The 17339-nt window shown below is 72.1% G+C and carries 12 protein-coding genes; 7 read left to right on the top strand and 5 right to left on the bottom strand.

Annotated features, from left to right (window positions below; all coding sequences use genetic code 11):
- Positions 1 to 38: 38 nt before the first annotated feature.
- From grxC to WMF43_RS43975, 5 genes are all read left to right on the top strand, one after another.
- A complete protein-coding gene (grxC, locus tag WMF43_RS43955; protein WP_437674276.1) occupies positions 39 to 332 on the top strand; it encodes a glutaredoxin 3 in 294 nt (97 codons plus the stop codon).
- A gap of 186 nt (positions 333 to 518) precedes the next feature.
- A complete protein-coding gene (locus WMF43_RS43960; protein ID WP_437674278.1) occupies positions 519 to 2195 on the top strand; it encodes a serine/threonine-protein kinase in 1677 nt (558 codons plus the stop codon).
- Positions 2196 to 2202: 7 nt separating this feature from the next.
- Positions 2203 to 3453, top strand: a complete 1251-nt coding sequence (locus WMF43_RS43965; RefSeq protein WP_437674280.1) for a tetratricopeptide repeat protein — start codon at positions 2203 to 2205, stop codon at positions 3451 to 3453.
- A gap of 241 nt (positions 3454 to 3694) precedes the next feature.
- Entirely contained in the window at positions 3695 to 5662 is a 1968-nt protein-coding gene (acs, locus tag WMF43_RS43970) for an acetate--CoA ligase (protein ID WP_437674282.1), read from the top strand.
- Between the two features lie 258 nt (positions 5663 to 5920).
- Positions 5921 to 7474 carry a protein kinase domain-containing protein gene (locus WMF43_RS43975; protein WP_437674284.1) on the top strand — a complete coding sequence of 518 codons (1554 nt, stop codon included), beginning with the start codon at positions 5921 to 5923 and terminating at the stop codon, positions 7472 to 7474.
- Between the two features lie 56 nt (positions 7475 to 7530).
- Here WMF43_RS43975 and WMF43_RS43980 read toward each other — a convergent pair whose 3' ends face one another.
- The 4 genes from WMF43_RS43980 to rho all read right to left on the bottom strand — a co-directional run bounded on the left by WMF43_RS43980 (position 7531) and on the right by rho (position 13834).
- Complete coding sequence (locus tag WMF43_RS43980; protein ID WP_437674286.1) at positions 7531 to 9228, bottom strand: ATP-binding protein; 1698 nt, start codon at positions 9226 to 9228, stop codon at positions 7531 to 7533.
- Positions 9225 to 10337, bottom strand: a complete 1113-nt coding sequence (locus tag WMF43_RS43985; RefSeq protein WP_437674288.1) for a (Fe-S)-binding protein — start codon at positions 10335 to 10337, stop codon at positions 9225 to 9227. Before WMF43_RS43985 ends, WMF43_RS43980 begins: the two co-directional genes overlap by 4 nt.
- Before the next feature lie 47 nt (positions 10338 to 10384).
- Positions 10385 to 12472, bottom strand: a complete 2088-nt coding sequence (locus tag WMF43_RS43990; protein WP_437674290.1) for a GAF domain-containing protein — start codon at positions 12470 to 12472, stop codon at positions 10385 to 10387.
- A gap of 114 nt (positions 12473 to 12586) precedes the next feature.
- Positions 12587 to 13834, bottom strand: a complete 1248-nt coding sequence (gene rho / locus WMF43_RS43995) for a transcription termination factor Rho (RefSeq protein ID WP_012240541.1) — start codon at positions 13832 to 13834, stop codon at positions 12587 to 12589.
- 375 nt (positions 13835 to 14209) lie between these two features.
- Here rho and yccX point away from each other — a divergent pair, with 375 nt between their 5' ends.
- Together yccX and WMF43_RS44005 are read left to right on the top strand one after the other, a co-directional pair.
- The gene (gene yccX, locus WMF43_RS44000) at positions 14210 to 14488 is read left to right on the top strand and encodes an acylphosphatase (RefSeq protein ID WP_104985806.1); all 279 of its coding nucleotides are present in this window, start codon (positions 14210 to 14212) and stop codon (positions 14486 to 14488) included.
- Between the two features lie 128 nt (positions 14489 to 14616).
- A complete protein-coding gene (locus tag WMF43_RS44005) occupies positions 14617 to 16692 on the top strand; it encodes a hypothetical protein (RefSeq protein WP_437674292.1) in 2076 nt (691 codons plus the stop codon).
- 111 nt (positions 16693 to 16803) lie between these two features.
- Here the strand turns inward: WMF43_RS44005 and rplQ are convergent, their stop codons facing one another.
- A complete protein-coding gene (gene rplQ / locus WMF43_RS44010; protein ID WP_437674294.1) occupies positions 16804 to 17322 on the bottom strand; it encodes a 50S ribosomal protein L17 in 519 nt (172 codons plus the stop codon).
- Between the last annotated feature and the right edge of the window lie 17 nt (positions 17323 to 17339).

Below are 17339 nucleotides of genomic sequence, written 5' to 3' on the forward strand. Positions count from 1 at the left end.
TTCGGCCATCCCGAGAAAGGAAAGAGGACGAGAACCTCATGCAAGCAGCCGAAGTCACCATCTACGTCACCGAGTACTGCGGGTATTGCGCCATGGCGAAGCGCCTCCTGACCCAGAAGCAGGTGCGCTTCACCGAGATCAACGTGGAGGGGCGGGACGACCTCCGCACCTGGATGGTCAAGGCGTCCGGGCAGCGCACCGTCCCTCAGATCTTCATCAACGGCGACAGCATCGGCGGGTTCAGCGAGCTGTCGGCCCTCGACAAGAAGGGCCAGCTCGACGCGCGCCTGAACGAGCCGCCGCGCGCGGACGCGCCGACCCTGCCCCGCTGAGGGGGGCAGGCGGTCGATGTGTGATGGGAGAAATGTCAGGCACGCCCTGAACGTTCCGCCCACGAAGGTGCCCCCTGCGGCGGCCAGGTGATAAGCTGCCGCGCGGGGACGGGGCGTAGCTTTCTTTGATACGGTTCGTCCAAAGGGCCTCCTGGGCTTCGTCCGCCTCCCCGAGCCGCAACCGCCATGCCTAGCAGCCCCGACACCACTGCCGCAGCGCTTCAGCCGGTCGAGGGGCCACTCGTCGGAAAGCGGGTGCAGAAGTACGAGATCGTGCGGGCGATCGGCCGCGGCGGGATGGGGATGGTGTACGAGGCGGTCAACACCACCATCGGCAAGCGCGTCGCGATGAAGTTCGTCGACGCCGAGCTGGCCCGGAACAAGGACGCGGTGGCCCGGTTCCACCGCGAGGCGCAGGCGGCGAGCGCGGTCGAGAGCGCCCACATCGTCGAGATCTTCGACTCCGGCTTCGCCGACGACGTCCCGTTCCTCGTGATGGAGCTGCTCCGCGGCGAGGACCTGGGCCACCGCATCCGGCGCTGCGGCCGGCTCGATCTCGGCGAGGCGCTCCACGTGACCGCGCAGCTCCTCCGCGGCCTCCACCGCGCCCACGAGGCGGGCATCGTCCACCGCGACCTCAAGCCGGACAACATCTTCCTGGTCGACCGCGACGACGACCCTAACTTCGCGAAGATCCTCGACTTTGGCATCTCCAAGGTGCGCCGCGAGAGCGGCGTGCAGCCGCACACTTTGACGCGGCAGGGCACGGTGCTCGGGACGCCTTTTTACATGTCGCCGGAGCAGGCGCAGGCGCTGCCGGACGTGGACGGCAGGACCGATCTCTGGGCGGTCGGCGCGATCCTCTACGAGTGCCTCACCGGGCACCCGCCGCACAGCGGCAACTCGTACGAGCAGGTGATCGTGAACATCTGCATGAAGGACGTGCCGGACGTGCGGATGAGCAACCCGGCCGTCCCGGAGCCGATCGCGCGTGTCATCGCGAAGGCGCTCGCGCGGGATCGGGACGCGAGGTTCGCGTCGGCGCGGGAGTTCCTGGACGCGCTGGTCGCGTCGGCCGGAGGGCTGCTCACGTCGCGGCGGAGCTCGAGCGACGAGCTCGGGGCGCTCACGGCGAACGCGCCTGGCGCGAACGGGCAGACGCCGGTGCAGCGGACCCCGGGCACCTCGGACATCGCGCTGGATCCCACGCTCGAGGCGCACGGCAGCGGCTCGAAGGTGGGCTGGTCGAGCAACGGCCGCGTCGGCGCGCGGGGGCCACGGCGGCGCGCGCTGGTCGCGGTCGCGCTGGTCGCGCTCGCCGGCGGGTTCGCGGGCGCAGCCCTCTACGCGCTTCGCCCGGCGCCGGCGGTCGAGGCGGCGGCCGCCGCGCCCGCGCTCCCCGCCCAGGTCGCGGTGGAGCTCCTGACGAACGCGGCCGGCGCTCGCTTCAGCGTCGACGGGGTAGACCTCGCCGACCGCACGCTGCGCGGCCGCACCGGCGAGACGAAGCGGGTGAGGATCGAGGCCGCCGGCTACACGCCGGTCGACAAGGAAGTGACGCTCCAGGCCGGCAAGGAGCAGATCGAGGTTCAGCTCACGCCGCTGCCGGTGGTGACGCCGGCGCCCCCTGCGGTCGAGGCGGCGGCGGCGCCGCCCGCTGCGTCGGCGCCCGCGCTGGGGCCGTCGGCGCCCGCGGCGCCCCCCACCGCCGCGCCGAGCGCCCGGAAAGCGAAGGCGCTCCCGTTCGCAGCGCGCCCGAGGAGCGCCGGCGCGAAGCCCGCCGCGCCGACCCAGGCCCCCCCCGTGGTCGCGACGGAAAAGCCGGTGGGCGTCGCGGCTGGGCTCCAGCTCAAGGTCGACTGAGGCGGCGTTGGCCAGATCGCACGGACGACTCCGGATCGCGCTCTGCGCGGCGATGCTCGGCGTGGCCGCGCACCTCTCGCCCGCGCACGCGCAGGTCGAGCCGTACCGGCAGCACATGGAGAACGGCATCAAGCTGTTCCAGGACCGGAACTACCGGGCGGCGATCGTCGAGTTCGAGGCGGCCTACAAGGAGAAGCCCAAGGCCAGCCCGCTCTTCAACATCGCGCTCGCCGAGAAGGCCCTCTTCAACTACCCGAAGGCCATCGCGGCGCTCGAGCGCGCGCTCGCGCACCACCGCGACACGATGGACGAGGCGGACGAGAAGACGGCGCGCAGCGCGATCGAGGAGATGCGCGCGCTGCTCGCCCACGTCACGGTCGAGCTCAGCCCGCCGACGGCGGCGCTGCTCATCGACGGTGAGGAGCAGCCGCCCTCGTCCTCGGCGACGCGGGTGGTGGAGCTCGGGCCCGGGGTGCACCGCATCGGCGCGCGCGCCGACGGCTACAAGAGCGCGGACCAGAACGTGACCGTGGCGAGCGGCGACCGCGACAAGAAGGTGAAGCTCGCGCTGACCCCGGACAGGGTCGCCGTCTCCCCGCCGGCGTCGCAGACGGTCACGCCGCCGCCTCCGCCGCCGCCGCCTCCGAAGCTGGCGCCGATCCCGGTGTCGCGGCAGGGCTACTACGTGATCGGCGCGGCCTCGCTGCTCTGGCCGCTCAGCCACCCCAAGGCGTTCCCGAAGCCGGCGGTGAACAGCGGCGGCGCTGGCTCGATCCGGGTGGGTTACCGGGTGAACACCCCCGCGGCGTTCGACGCGATGCTCCAGTACGCGAACATCGCGACCGGGTCGGCCGATCGGGCCTACCCGAACGCCAGCTACACGCTCGGCTCGACGCGCCTCGGGCTGAACGTCCGCCTGATGACCCCCGGGCAGACCTGGCGTTTCGTGGGCTCGATCGGCGGCGGCCTCACCTACGACGCGGTGCGCTTCGACAGCATCAAGGGGCCCGACGGGTCCGACGTCTGCGATGGCGAGGGCATGTGCGAGCGCGCCTCGGGGATCAACGCGTTCGTCTTCTCCGAGGTGGGGGTCGAGCTCGACCTCGGCGGCGTGCTCCTCGGGTTCTCGCTGGACAGCTACTTCCAGTCGTCGCGCGGCATCAGCTACACGGACAAGGTGTACGGCGACATCACGCTCTACTCGTCCGTGCTGCTTCAGCTCGGAGGCAGCCTGCACGCCGGGTACGCGTTCTGGTGACCGAGCCGCGCCCCTGCAGTCCGGTCCGGGACGCTCGCCCCCTTCCCTCCTTGTTCTGCGGCTCGACGGAGGTATTCTCGCACCCCCTCACGGGGAGCCGGGATTCGACTCCGCCGTGTCGTTCAACATAGGCCGGGGCTCGGGTTCGCCGTCCCCTCTCAACATGGGTCGGGGATCGGCTCCGCCGTCCCCTCTCAACATGGGTCGGGGATCGGCTCCGCCGTCCCCTCAAGGGGTGACCATGTCGCAGGATGCCATCACGTCGTTGCTGAAGGAGACGCGCCGGTTCGAGCCGTCGGCCGAATTCTCGCGTCGTGCGCGCGTCGGATCGCGGGAAGCCTACGAGGCGCTCTACCGCGAGAGCCTCGAGAATCCGGACGAGTTCTGGCGCCGCGAGGCGCGCGACCTCGTGTTCCGCACGCCGTGGACCAAGACCAGCGACTGGTCCCTGCCGCACGCGAAGTGGTTCCTCGGCGCGACGCTCAACGTCACCGAGAGCTGCCTCGATCGCCACCTGACCACGGCCACGAAGAACAAGGCCGCGATCATCTGGGAGGGCGAGCACGGCGCCACGCGCACGCTGACGTACGCCCAGCTCCACCGCGAGACGGTGCTGCTCGCGAACGCGCTGAGGCGCCTCGGCGTCGAGAAGGGGGACCGGGTCGCGATCTACATGGGCATGGTGCCCGAGGTGGTCGTCGCGATGCTCGCGTGCGCGCGGCTCGGCGCCGTGCACACCGTGGTCTTCGGCGGCTTCGCCGCGGACGCGCTGCGCGACCGCATCCACGACAGCCAGGCCAAGGTCGTCATCACCCAGGACGGCGCGTACCGGCGCGGGCAGGTCGTGCAGCTGAAGGCCACGGTCGACAAGGCCCTCGCGCAGCCGGAGGCGAGGAGCGCGGCGCACGTGATCGTGTACCAGCACCTCGGCAGCGAGCGCTGCGAGGTGCAGATGACGCAGGGCCGCGACGTGTTCTGGCACGAGCTGCTCGCCGGGGCCTCGCCGTCGTGCGAGCCGACCGCCGTCGACGCCGAGCACCCGCTGTTCATCCTCTACACGAGCGGCTCGACCGGCAAACCCAAGGGGGTGCTCCACACGACCGCCGGCTACCTGGTCGGCGCGCACGTCACGACGAAGTACGTCTTCGATCTGCGCGACGACGACGTCTACTGGTGCACCGCAGACGTCGGCTGGGTGACCGGGCACAGCTACATCGTGTACGGGCCGCTCTCCAACGGCGCGACGTGCCTCATGTACGAAGGCGCGCCGAACTTCCCGGACTGGGGCCGCTTCTGGAGGCTGATCGAGAAGCACGGCGTCACGATCCTCTACACCGCCCCCACGGCGATCCGCGCCTTCATGCGCCAGGGCGACGAGTGGCCCGCGAAGAGCGACCTCACGAGCCTCAGGCTGCTCGGCTCGGTCGGCGAGCCGATCAACCCCGAGGCGTGGATCTGGTACCACCGCACCATCGGCGGCGGCCGCTGCCCGATCGTGGACACCTGGTGGCAGACCGAGACGGGCGCGATCATGATGACCACGCTGCCCGGCGCGTCGCCCTCGAAGCCCGGTTCGACGGGGCTGCCGATGTTCGGCGTCGTGCCCGACGTCGTGACGAAGGACGGCAAGACGGTCGCCCCGGGAGAGGGCGGGCTGCTCGTGCTCAAGCAGCCGTGGCCCTCGATGCTGCGCACGGTGTGGGGCGACGACGAGCGCTTCCGCAAGCAGTACTTCAGCGACGTCGAGGGCTGTTACTTCACCGGCGACGGCGCGCGCCGCGACGAGGACGGCTACTTCTGGGTCGTCGGCCGGATCGACGACGTGCTGAACGTGGCGGGCCACCGCATCGGGACCGCCGAGATCGAGAGCGCGCTCGTCTCTCACCCCGCCGTCGCCGAGGCGGCCGCGGTCGGCCGCCCGGACGAGCTCAAGGGCCAGGCGCTCGTGGTGTTCGTCTCGATCCGGCCCGGGTTCACGCCCGGACCGGAGCTCCAGGCGAAGCTCGGCGAGCACGTCGCCAAGGAGATCGGCAAGTTCGCGCGCCCCGACGCCATCCGCTTCACGGACGCCCTGCCGAAGACCCGCAGCGGCAAGATCATGCGCCGGCTGCTGAAGGACGTGGCCGCCGGCCGCGAGCTGACCGGCGACACCTCGACGCTGGAGGACCTCGGCGTCGTGGCGAAGCTCCGCCAGCAAGAAGAGGAGTAGCCCGCCCGCGGCGGCGCCAGCCGCAGGGGCGCGCTGCCGCCCCTGCGACCGGCGCCGTGGCCCCGCATGGCCGAGGCGCCCGTCGCCCGCGCCCGCGAGGCAGACTCTGCGGAAGAGCTCGATCCGGCGCTTCGGTCGTCGTCCGGGGGATGGGCCGAGGCGGCGGAGGCCGGAGGGCTTATGGCCGGGTCGCCTCGTTCGCGCCGGAGAATTTGATCCCCCGCATCTGCGCGGGGGATAATCTCGGGCGAGGCGCTTTTGGAGATCGAAGCTGGAACCGTCGTTGCGCACCGCTATCGCATCATCCGCCAGCTCGGACGCGGCGGAATGGGTGAGGTGTACGCGGCGGAGAACATCCGCACGGGCCGCCAGGTGGCCATCAAGCTCCTGCGCGCCGACTCGAAGGCCAAGTCGTCGGCCGCCGAGCGGTTCCGGCGCGAGGCGCGCGCCGCGGGCTCCATCAACAGCGACCACGTAACCCAGGTCCTCGACGTCGAGGAGGACCCCGAGCACGGCATCGTGCTCGTGTTCGAGCTGCTCGAAGGCGAGTCGCTGATCGACCGCCTGAAGCGGACGGGGCCGATCGCGTTCGACGAGCTGCACCCGATCATCGAGCAGGTCTGGATGGGCCTCGCCGACGCGCACCGCGCCGGGATCATCCACCGCGATCTGAAGCCGTCGAACGTGTTCCTCGAGGCGCGCCCCGACGGGTCCACGCGGGTCAAGATCCTCGACTTCGGCATCTCCAAGCTGCCGAAGGAGATGGGCGGGGAGACCCTGACCGAGATGGGCCAGAGCCTCGGCACGTTCTCGTTCATGCCGCCCGAGCAGATCGGGAAGGCGAAGACCGTCGACCACCGCGCGGACATCTACGCCTGCACCACGATGATCTACCAGTCGATGAGCGGCCAGCTGCCCTACCAGGCGCGCAACCTCCTCATCATGGTCGAGATGAAGCAGAAGACCGACGCGCGGACGCTCGCCGAGGTGATGGACGGGCCGGTCGATCCGCGGCTCGAGGCCTTCCTCGCGAAGGGGCTGGCGCGCGAGCCCGGGGATCGCTTCCAGAGCGCGGTCGAGGGGCTGAGCGCGTGGCGGGAGCTGCGGCCGCGGGGCGCCTCGAGCCAGCCGTCCAGCGCCATGTCGTCGCAGCCGCACCCGTCGTCGATCCCCGGCAGCATGCCCCCGGTGACGCCGCCGGGCGCGTCGCGCAGGCCCATGCCCTCCATGAAGGGTGCGTTCCCGCCGGTGGACCCCATCCTGATCCGCACGGCGACCGACCCGGCGGCGCTCGTCGAGACCGTGGTGCGCGCGCCGAGCGAGGCGGACCTGGGGTCCGCCTTTGCGGCCAGGGAGCCGCCGCCGCTCCACGCCGAGGGCCAGCATCACGCGGTCGGCGGCTACCCGGCGGAGCCGCCGAGGCAGTGGACGGGCCCCAACGGGACCATGGTGCTGAACAACGCTGGCGCCGAGCTCTCGCTGCCGCTCGCCCCGCCCGCGAGGGCGCCGGACGAGCTCCCGAACTTCGCCGACGACAGCTCCGCCGGGTCATCCACCCAGGATCCGACGCTCGTCTACAGGCCGGCGCGGCCGAGCATGGGCACGATACCGAGCATCGGCACGGCCAACGTCGGGGCGACGGTCTCGGAAGAGCCGGCGCCGCTCGAGCCGCAGCCGCCCGCGCAGCCGCCCGCGCGGACGTTTCGAACGCTGGTCTACGTGCTGGCGGCGATCCTGTTCGCCGTCGTGGGCTTCCTCCTCATGGGGCTCGCGCTCCAGTACCTGGAGCAGCGGACGCTTCCACCGCGCTGAAGAGCGGCGCGCCGGCCCGGTCCGCGCCCCGCCGCGCCGGTGGCGGCCGGCGAGGCTCACGGCGGCGCGCTCGCCTCCGCGGCGCGGCCCTGGGCCGGCGCGCCTCCGGCGGGGAGCGTGATCCGGAACCGCGTGCCCCCTGCCTCGCGCGCCTCGCACGCGATCGTGCCGCCGTGCGCCTCGATGATGTCCCGCGTCACCGCGAGGCCGAGCCCCGTGCCGCGCTGCTTCGTGGTGAAGAAGGGGTCGAAGATCGACGCCCGCAGCTCCTCCGGCACGCCGGCCCCGGTGTCGTCGACCGTGAGGGTCGCGGCGCCGCTCGAGAAGCTCACGCTCACCACGATCTCGCCGCCCTTGGGCATCGCCTCGCGCGCGTTGCGGATCAGGTTCAGGAGCGCCTGCCGGATCTGCGACTCGTCGAGGAGGATCTCGGGGCCCTCCTCGTCCACCTCGACCCGGACCGCGACGCCGGCACGATCGAGCTCGGGACGCACGAACGAAAGGAGCTCCTGCACCAGATCGTCCACCCGCTCCGGCTCCAGCCGCGGGCGGGGCCGGCGCGCCACGCTGAGGTACTGCTCGGCGATGCGCGACAGGCGGTCCACCTCGGCCCGGATCGCGGTGACGAGCTGCGCCGACTCCTTCATCACGGGCCTGAGCTCCTCGTCCGGGGTGCCCTCGGCGGTGGCGCGGGCCACCTCCTCCTCGAGCAGCTCGAGGTTCAGCCCGATCGACGACAGCGGGTTCCTGATCTCGTGCGTGACGTGCGCCGCCATCTTCCCGATCGCCGCGAGCCGCTCGGCGTTCACGAGCTCGGCGCGCGCGCGGCGGATGGCGGCGACCATGCCCTCGAACGTGGTCGCGAGCTCGCCGATCTCGTCGTTCGTGGCAAGCACCTGCTTCGGGGTGAGATCCCCGCGCGCGACCGCGTTGGCGCGCTCGGTCACGGCGGTGAGCGGGGCGAGCACGCGCCGCGCGTAGAGCGACATCACGACGCCGACGAGCAGCGTCAGCACGCCCAGCCCCACGAGCAGCTGCATGGAGCGCTCCTCCCGCCGCCGCGCCTCGGCGGTGAGGCTCTCCATCTGCTCCTCGACGCGGGTCTTGATCGCCCGCAGCCGCTGCGCGCCCTCGGCCTCGCGCTTGACCAGCTCGTCGCGCGTCCGCTCCGCGAGCTCGCGGTTGCCGACGGCGAGCGCCTGGAAGAGCTGGGAGAACCGCTCGGGGCTGGCGCCCACGAGCCGCTCGATGGCCGTCACCTCGGCCGCGACCTCCTCGCCGAAGCGGCGCACGCCGGACGACGCGGCCGCCTGCCCGGCGGCGCTCGCGTCCCCGCTCGCGGCCCGCTCGTCGGCCACGGCGAGCGCCCGGGCGGCGTCCTTGACGAGCGAGAAGGTGAGCGGCCGGGTCCGCCGGGCGGTCTCGATCCACTCGCGCACGTCGCCGGGGTTCTTCGCGGCGGTGATGTGGTTGAGCTGCGCGTTGAAGACGTTCTGCTCGGCCAGGACCTCGCCGATGCGCAGGAGCAGCGGCACGTACCCGGCGCGCAGCAGCTGGGCGTCGCGCGAGGCGGCCCGCAGCGCCTGCACGCTCCAGCCGACGGTCAGCGCGAAGGCGGCGAGCACCACGAGGTAGCTCGCGAGGAGCCTGCCGGCGACGGTGCGCCGCTTGTGCGGCGCGCGCCCCGCCGGGCCGGCGGCGCCGCCCTGCGCGTCGTCCACGGCGGCCAGCGCCGTCTGGGGGCGCGCGCTCATCGCGGCGCGACGGCCCGGGCGACGAGGCTCGCGAGATCTTCCGCCGGCTCCCCCCGGGTCCTGAACCGCCGGAGGCTCTGCGCGCAGTGGGTCACGAGCAGCCCGCCGCCGAGCGCTCGGTGCTCCGCGATCCTGCCGTCGGCGATGGCGGCGGACGACGCGGGGCGCGTGGCGGGCACGAGGCCGCCGCCGCCGCTGCAGTCGGCGTGCTCGCGGCGGTGGATGAACTCCTCGGGCGGCCGCCCCGTGATGCGGGCGAGGATCTCCCGCGGCGCGTCGTAGCGATCGAGCCCGCGGCCGAGCTGGCAGGGATCGTGGTACCGCACGCGCCGCTCCGACGACGACCGCTGCAGCCGATCCAGCGAGGCCCGCGCGAGATCGACGAACAGCTCCGGCGCCCTGGCGCTCACGCCCGCGCGCGCGTACTCGACGCGCACGGCGCGCGCGCAGCCGGGGTCGACCGCGACGAAGCGCTCCCCCTGCGCGACCTCCTCGGCGAGCCGCCGCGCCGCGGCCAGGAAGCCCGCCCGGTCGCCCGCGTAGAGGAGCGGCAACCCGCAGCAGGCGCGCACCGGGCGGACGGGGGCGCCGGTGAGCGCCTCGGTCGCCTCGAGCGCGTCGCGAGCGACGTCCGGCGCGTGGCGGACGTACCCGCAGCCGAGCAGCACCTGGACCGCGGCCGGCCCTGCCTGGACCGCGGCCGGCCCGGCCGCCGCGCGCGCGAGCGCGTCGAGCTCCCCGCCGCGCGCGTCCTCGCGGGCCTCGAACCGCGCGGCGGCGCGCCGTGCGCCCTCCGGCGCGAGCCCGCGGGCGAAGAACTCCGCGCGCGCGTCGGTCAGCACCGTGGCCACCTCGTTCTTGTGGTCGCAGCGCTCGCGGCACGCGTAGCACCCGGAGCAGGCCCAGGCCGGATCCGCGTGGCCCGCGTCGAGCGGCACGTCGCCGCGCCCGGCGAAGTACGCCATCGACATCTTCCCCCAGGGCGTGACCGTCTCGTTCGCCTCGACGTTGGACACGGGGCACGCGGCGCGGGAGAGCTTGGGGCAGTAGACGCACTTCTCGAGCGACGTCCGGTGCGGCTCGAGGAGCTTCAGGCGGAGCTGGGGCACCGTCCGAGTCTCTTCGTCGAACGCGCCTCGCGCAAGCGCCGGGGCCGCTAGGCGCCCGATCCGCTGCTCGAGCGTCTGCCTCGCTCGCTCGCCGGGGGGGCCGAGCTCGCCGGCCGGCGGCGGGCGCCGCCCTCCTGGGCGGCCGACGCGGCGCTCGCGCCCGGCCGGCTCGCCGCGTCGCCGCCCGTCGCGGCGGGCCGGGCCTCGGGCTCGTCGAGGGGCGGCGCCGGCCGCGTGGACGCGCTCTCCTGCGGCAGGCGGATCGTGAACTTCGCGCCCTTGTCGGACGACTCGACCACGATCGTGCCGGCGTGCTCGTCGACGATCTTCTTCACGATCGCGAGGCCAAGCCCGGTGCCGCCGCGCTTGCCCGACGTGACGAACGACTGGAACAGCCGGCCCTGGACCTCCTTCGGGATCCCCTTGCCGGTGTCGGCGACGCTGATCGCCAGCGCGCTCCCGTCGCGGTAGGCGCGGATGGTCACGGTCCCCCCGCCCGGCCGCATCGCCTCGACGGCGTTGCGGACCAGGTTGTGCAGGAGCCGCGTCATCTTCGCCTCGTCGAAGCGCGCCGTCCCCCGGTCCTCGAGCTCGAGCGCGAGCGTCACGCCGGTCCCGGCGAGCTCGTGCTCGAGCTGCTTCTCCATGTCGCCGAAGAACTTGGTCAGGTAGACCTTGCGCACGAGGATGCTCCGCTCGCCGCGCGCGAACTCCAGCACCTCGCGCTGCATCGCGCTGATCACGTCGAACTGCTTGAGCACGAGGCGCGCGTGCTCCTCCCGCGTCGCCGCGTCCTCGGCGGCGGCCATGAGCTGGACGTAGCCGCTGATCACGGTGAGCGGCGTGCGCATGTCGTGCATCACGCCCGAGAGCAGGCGCCCGATCGTGGTGAGGCGCTCGCTCTGCTCCCGCTCGAGGCGCGACCGGAACAGCCGCAGCGCCGTCGACGCGTTGGCCGACACGAGCCGCAGGAGCGCGCGGTCGTCCTTCGAAAAACCTTGTGGTTTCCTGGAGTTGTAGAGCGCCATGGCGCCGATCGGCACCGCGTCCTCGCCCTCGAGCGGCACGGCGATCGCCGTCGTGAGCTCCACGCCGAGCATCTGGGCGAGCCGGGGCGACACCGGCCTGTCCCACTCCCCGCCGGCGCCGTCCGCGCTGTCGTTGAGCGAGAAGACCACCGCCTCGTTGTGCGCCATGGCGCGCCCGATCACCCCCTCGCCGCGGCTCATGGCGATGCGCGTGGCCTCCAGCTTCGGAGGGCCCGCGTCCACGACGCCCTCCGGCTCCTCGCTCGACGCGGACCTGCGGGACATCGGGCTGCCCTCCTCGAGCCCGGCGAGGTCGAACAAGTAGAGGACCAGCCCGCCCTCGATCTCGTCGACGAGCATCCCCCCCGCGCGCGCCTCGCACGCCCTGCCGGCCTCCGTGATGACCGCGCGCGCGAGGTCCTCCATCGTGGTCGCGCGGCCCATCGCGCTCTCGAGCTCGAAGAGGAGCTTCAGGTCGCTCACGCGGTGCTCGAGCTGCTCCTTCGTCTCGACGAGCTGCGTGTTCTTCTGGATGACCGAGAGGAACAGCCGCGAGTTGTCGATCGAGACGGCGGCCTGCGTCGCCAGGGCGCTGAGGAGCTCCTCGTCGTGGACCGAGAACTCCCTCTCCTCGTGCTTGTTCAGCACCTGGATGACGCCGATGGTGCGGCCGACGTGGTTCTTCATCGGCGCGGCGAGGATCGAGCGGGTGCGGTACCCGGTCACCTCGTCCCACTCCCGCTGGAACCGGCGGTCCCGGTAGGCGTCCTTCACGCGGATGGTGCGCCCGATCTTGGCGACGTGCCCGGCGATCCCGGCGCCGACGGGCAGCTCGATGGCGCGCGCCTCGTCGCCGATGACGATGCGCGAGAAGAGCCGCTGGCGCTGCTCGTCGAGGAGGTACAGGGTGGCCCTGTCCGCGTCGAGCAGCTCGGTGATCTTGTTCAGGATGAGCGCGAGCAGCTGATCGAGATCCAGGGTGCTGCCGAGCGCGAGCCCGACGTCCCGGAGCGCCTGCACGGTCTTGTCAGCCTGGGCGAGCCGCGCCTCCAGCTCTTCGATGCGAGCCTGCAGCGCCCTCGTGCGTTGCTCCGCCTTCGCGGTCACCAGGGGACGCTAACACGACTTCGCCCGCGGAAGCGCGCGCGCGGCCGCTGCTCGACGCCTCGATCCGGAGGGAGCGCTCCCTGGGCGTACCGGGAGCGCCCCTAGGACGAGCGACTACTGGTTCATGCTCTCGAGGAATTCCTGGTTGGTCTCGGTGCGGCTGACCTTGTCCAGGAGGAATTCCATCGAGTCGATGACGTTGAGGGGGTGCAGGAGCTGGCGGAGCAGCCACACGCGCTGGAGGATCCACTCCGGGAGGAGCAGCTCTTCCTTGCGGGTCGCGCTCTTGTTGATGTCGAGGCAGGGGAAGATCCGCTTCTCCATCAGCTTGCGATCGAGGTGGATCTCGCTGTTACCGGTCCCCTTGAACTCCTCGAAGATGACCTCGTCCATGCGGGAGCCCGTGTCGACGAGCGCCGTCGCGACGATGGTCAGCGAGCCGCCCTCCTCGACGTTGCGCGCGGCGCCGAAGAACCGCTTCGGCTTGTGCAGCGCGTTCGAGTCCACGCCGCCGGAGAGGATCTTGCCGCTCGGGGGGACGACCGTGTTGTAGGCGCGGGCCAGGCGGGTGATCGAGTCGAGCAGGATCACGACGTCGTGCTTGTGCTCGACGAGGCGCTTGGCCTTCTCGATCACCATCTCGGCGACCTGCACGTGCCGCGTGGGCGGCTCGTCGAAGGTCGAGCTGATCACCTCGCCCTTCACGGTCCGCTGCATGTCGGTCACCTCTTCCGGGCGCTCGTCGATGAGCAGCACGATCAGCGTCGTGTCCGGGTGGTTCGCGGAGATCGCGTTGGCGATCTGCTGGAGCAGGACCGTCTTGCCCGCGCGGGGGGGCGAGACGATGAGGCAGCGCTGCCCTTTGCCGATCGGGCAGAGCATGTCGATGATGCGCGTCGAGAAGCTCTTCGTCCCGTTCTCGATGTTGAACTTCTGCTGCGGGTAGAGCGGCGTCAGGTTGTCGAACAGGATCTTGTCGCGGGCGACCTCGGGGGGCTCGCCGTTGATCTTGTCGACCTTGAGCAGCGCGAAGTACGCCTCGCGCTCCTTGGGCGGCCGGATGGAGCCGCTGACGCTGTCGCCGGTGCGGAGGTTGAAGCGCCGGATCTGCGAGGGCGAGACGTAGATGTCGTCCGGACCCGGCAGGTAGTTGTAGTCCGGGGCGCGCAGGAAGCCGAAGCCGTCCGGCAGGCATTCGAGGACGCCCTCGCCGTAGACGGGCTGGTCCTGGGCCGCGTGGGCCTGCAGGAGCGCGAAGATGACCTCCTGCTTGCGCAGCCCGGCAGCGCCCTCGATGTTGAGCCCCTTCGCCATCTGAACGAGCTCGGCCATCGGTTTCTGCTTCAGTTCCCTGAGGTGCATGAGTCGGAAAGCTCCAGGATACGACGGGCGCGCCCTGTCAAGGGCGCGGTGGCCGTCGGTCGATGGTTTCTGGTTGGGGGGGTCTAGCGGGTCGGGCCCGAGGCGGGGCCGACCATGTCGTCGATGTCGGCGGGTCGCCAGGGGGAAGAGGGCTCGCCTCGCGGCCGGCGCCCCTCGAGTTCATGTCGTTCGATCGGCGGGCTGCTCTTGCCGATGGGCGGCGACTCTATCAAGCGCGTTTGCTCTGTCAATGCGCGGGGAGACATGTCGCCCGGGCCGCGGCCGTGCGGAACGGCGGGGGCGAACCCCCCGGCGCCCCCGGGCGTTCCCCGAAGTTGCCTCCCTCGGGATGCGCGGCTAAGTCAAGCTGGTTCCATGGGGCTCAAACAGGTTCAGCTGTTCGTCCGCGGTCGCGTCCAGGGCGTCTTCTTTCGTGCCTCCACGCAGCGCGAGGCCAAGCGGCTCGGCCTCACCGGGTGGGTGAAGAACCGCACCGATGGCAGCGTCGAGGTCCTTGCCGAGGGGGAGGAGGACGAGCTCAAGGAGCTCATCGCCTGGGCGAACCGCGGCCCGAGCGCGGCGCGCGTCGAGCGCGTCGACGTCCGGTGGCGCGGCTTCTCCGGCGACTTCTTCGACTTCCGCATCACGGATTGAGGGACTTGGGACGCAGCCCGTTGGAACCGAGGGGCGCTGGCGCGCTGCGTTCGCGGCGAGGCACAGCGGCCAGCGCGTCGCTCGTATGGCTGAGCCTGCTGGCGGCGACGTCGCTCGCGCCGTCTCCGGTGCACGCCGCGGGAGAGCGCGCCGCGAGCGCCACGGTGAACGCGAGCGCCACGGCGAGCGCGAGCGCCGCGGGCGCTGCGACCGGCGCGGCAGCCGCCGGCGCTGCGGCGTCCGCTGCGCTCCCGCCGCTCCCGCGGCTCGCTCCGATCACCCGTCCAGAGCCTGACATCACCGCGATCCGCGAGCTCGATCGCGTGCTCGACCAGATCACCTCCCAGGACACCCGCGCGCGCGAGAGCGCCCGCGCAGCGCTCGACGAGCCGATCCCCGGCATCGTCGACGCGGTGCGGCTTCGCGTGCAGGACATCCGTGGCTCGCTCGATCGGGACGCGGCGCCGCGCGTGCTCGCCGAGGCGCGCCGCGAGGCGCGGAAGGCGCAGAAGGCGGACAAGGGCGACGACGAACGCGACGGCAAGAAGAAGGCGGCGGACGCGAAGGCCGACAGGGGGGCGAAGAAAGACGCCAAGGCCGATGGCGCCAAGAAGGACGCCAAGGCCGGCGACGCGAAGAAAGACGCCAAGGCCGATGGCGCCAAGAAGGACGCCAAGGCCGGCGACGCGAAGAAAGACGCCAAGGCCGGCGACGCGAGGAAAGACGCCAAGGCCGACGAGAAGGACGAGTCCGAGGGCGACTGGCTGGACTTCATGCTGGCGATGCCGCGGCCGCGCGACAGCGCGTGGCGCGACGTCGTGAAGCTGCTCGCCATGGAGCGGATGCTCGTCGCCGCGGGTACCACGCCGGCCGTGCGCGAGCTCATCGCGCTGCACGCCTACTTCGGCGAGCTGCTCCGCATCGACCTGCAGCGGCAGATCGCCAAGCTGCGCGACAAGGCCGTCCCGGCGTTGATCGAGGCGCGGCAGCACGACGCGAAGATCGTCCAGCGATGGGCGAGCAAGCAGCTCGACCTCCTCGGCCGGGCGATCCCCGGCGAGGCGATCGCGTCGAACGACACGCAGATCCTGGCCGACGTCCTCCGCGCTTACGGCCGCGTCCGCGATGTCGACGCCATGCGCGTGATCCTGAGCTTCTGCAACAGCGACCGCTCGCGGCTGCGAGACGCTGCCCGCGAGGCCATCTCGGCGATCGGGGAGCCCGGCATCTGGCAGCTCCGAGACGCCTACCTGAACCTGACCGGCGAGAAGCCGCCGCGCGACTGGACGTGGGACCGCGTCGCGCGCGAGCTCTTCGCGACGTACGACCGCGCGCGCCTCGCGGAGGTCTACAAGCTGATGGACGAGGGTGTCGCCGCGGCGAGCGCGGACAAGCTCGCCGAGGCGACCGACGCGTTCGACAAGGTGCTCGCGCGCGCGCCGCTCTTCGACAGGCGCAAAGAGATGGTCGGCGTCTACGTCGAGCGAGCGAGGTCGCTCGGCGCGGACCGGCGCGACGACGCGCTCGCGATGATGCGCAAGGCGTTGCGCCTCGACCCCACCGGCGAGCAGGCGAAGCAAATCGAGGCCGAGATCGCGTACCTCGAGGGCGTGCTCCTCATCGAGCGCGGCGCGCCGGACAAGTTCGTGCTCGAGCGCGCGCTGGAGCTCGACCCGACCCACGCCGGCGCGAGGGAGGCGCTGGCGTCGCTGGCGGACAAGGTCGCCGAGCGGAAGAGCCAGACCAACCGCCACGTCGCTGCAGGAGCGGTGGGCCTCGCGGCGCTGCTGGCGATGGTCTTCATCGCCCGCCGCCGGAGCGACCCTGCGTCCTCTGCAAGGCAGGCCAGCACCGCCCCCGCCAATCCACCGGCGTCTCCCGGACCGCTGCTGCCGGCGTCTCCCGGACCGCTGCCGGTCGCTGCGCCGGCGCCTCCCCTGCCAAGCGACGGCTCCGCCCCCGCAGCGCCGCACGCGGCGGCCGCGCCCACGCCGGCGCTCGACGTGCCGACCCGCCACGCCGCCACGGCCGAGCCGCCCGCGAACGCCGCGCCGGCAGAGCCGTCAACGAGCGCCGCGCCGGCAGAGCCGTCAACGAACGCCGCGCCGGCAGAGCCGCCGACAAACGCCGCACCGGCAGAGCCGCCGGTGCCTTCTGTGCCCGCGCCCGCGCCCGAACCTCCGAGGCAGGACGGCGCCTCCTGAGGGCGCGACGCACAAGGTGCGCGCACAAAAGCAAACACGCCGGGGGAGCACAGTGCTCTCCCGGCGTGTCTTCACACAGGCTGGCGCTACGGAGCGCCCGCCTGCGTCAGCTCAGCCAGCCGTGGTCGCCGGGGTGGCCGGCTCCGCCGCGGCGACCGGCTCTGCGGCCTGTGCGGGCTCGTCCGCCAGCGGAGGCGCGTCGATGAACTCGATGAGGCTCATCGGCGCGCTGTCGCCCCGACGCGGTCCGAGCTTGATGATCCGCGTGTAACCACCCGGCCGTCCCTCGAAGCGCTTGGAGAGGTCGATCATCACCTTGGCGATGATGTCGACCTTCTTGCCGTCGGTCGCGACCCCCCAGCGAGGGATGTAGCTGCCCACGAGCCGCTCGGCGTGGAGCCGGCGCGCGCGGTCGCTGGGGCTCAGCTCCCCGTGCTGGGTGTACGCGACCTTGCCGAGCCGCGTCGCCTTCGTGATGAGCCGCTCGGCGACGCGACGCAGCTCCTTCGCCTTGGCGTCGGTCGTCTCGATCCGCTCGTGGGTGATCAGGTTCGCCGTCAGGTTGCGAAGCATCGCCCTGCGGCTGGAGGTATCCCGACCAAACTGCCTGCCCGCTTTCTTGTGACGCATGACGTTCCCTCAGTACC

The sequence above is a fragment of the Sorangium sp. So ce131 genome (assembly GCF_051519095.1).
Taxonomy (GTDB): domain Bacteria; phylum Myxococcota_A; class Polyangia; order Polyangiales; family Polyangiaceae; genus Sorangium.

Bases quoted from the DNA above. Each gene is read 5' to 3' on its own strand.
- grxC (WP_437674276.1), top strand. From the start codon at position 39: ATGCAAGCAGCCGAAGTCACCATCTACGTCACCGAGTACTGCGGGTAT.
- WMF43_RS43960 (WP_437674278.1), top strand. From the start codon at position 519: ATGCCTAGCAGCCCCGACACCACTGCCGCAGCGCTTCAGCCGGTCGAG.
- acs (WP_437674282.1), top strand. From the start codon at position 3,695: ATGTCGCAGGATGCCATCACGTCGTTGCTGAAGGAGACGCGCCGGTTC.
- WMF43_RS43980 (WP_437674286.1), bottom strand. From the start codon at position 9,228: ATGAGCGCGCGCCCCCAGACGGCGCTGGCCGCCGTGGACGACGCGCAG.
- rho (WP_012240541.1), bottom strand. From the start codon at position 13,834: ATGCACCTCAGGGAACTGAAGCAGAAACCGATGGCCGAGCTCGTTCAG.
- yccX (WP_104985806.1), top strand. From the start codon at position 14,210: ATGGGGCTCAAACAGGTTCAGCTGTTCGTCCGCGGTCGCGTCCAGGGC.
- rplQ (WP_437674294.1), bottom strand. From the start codon at position 17,322: ATGCGTCACAAGAAAGCGGGCAGGCAGTTTGGTCGGGATACCTCCAGC.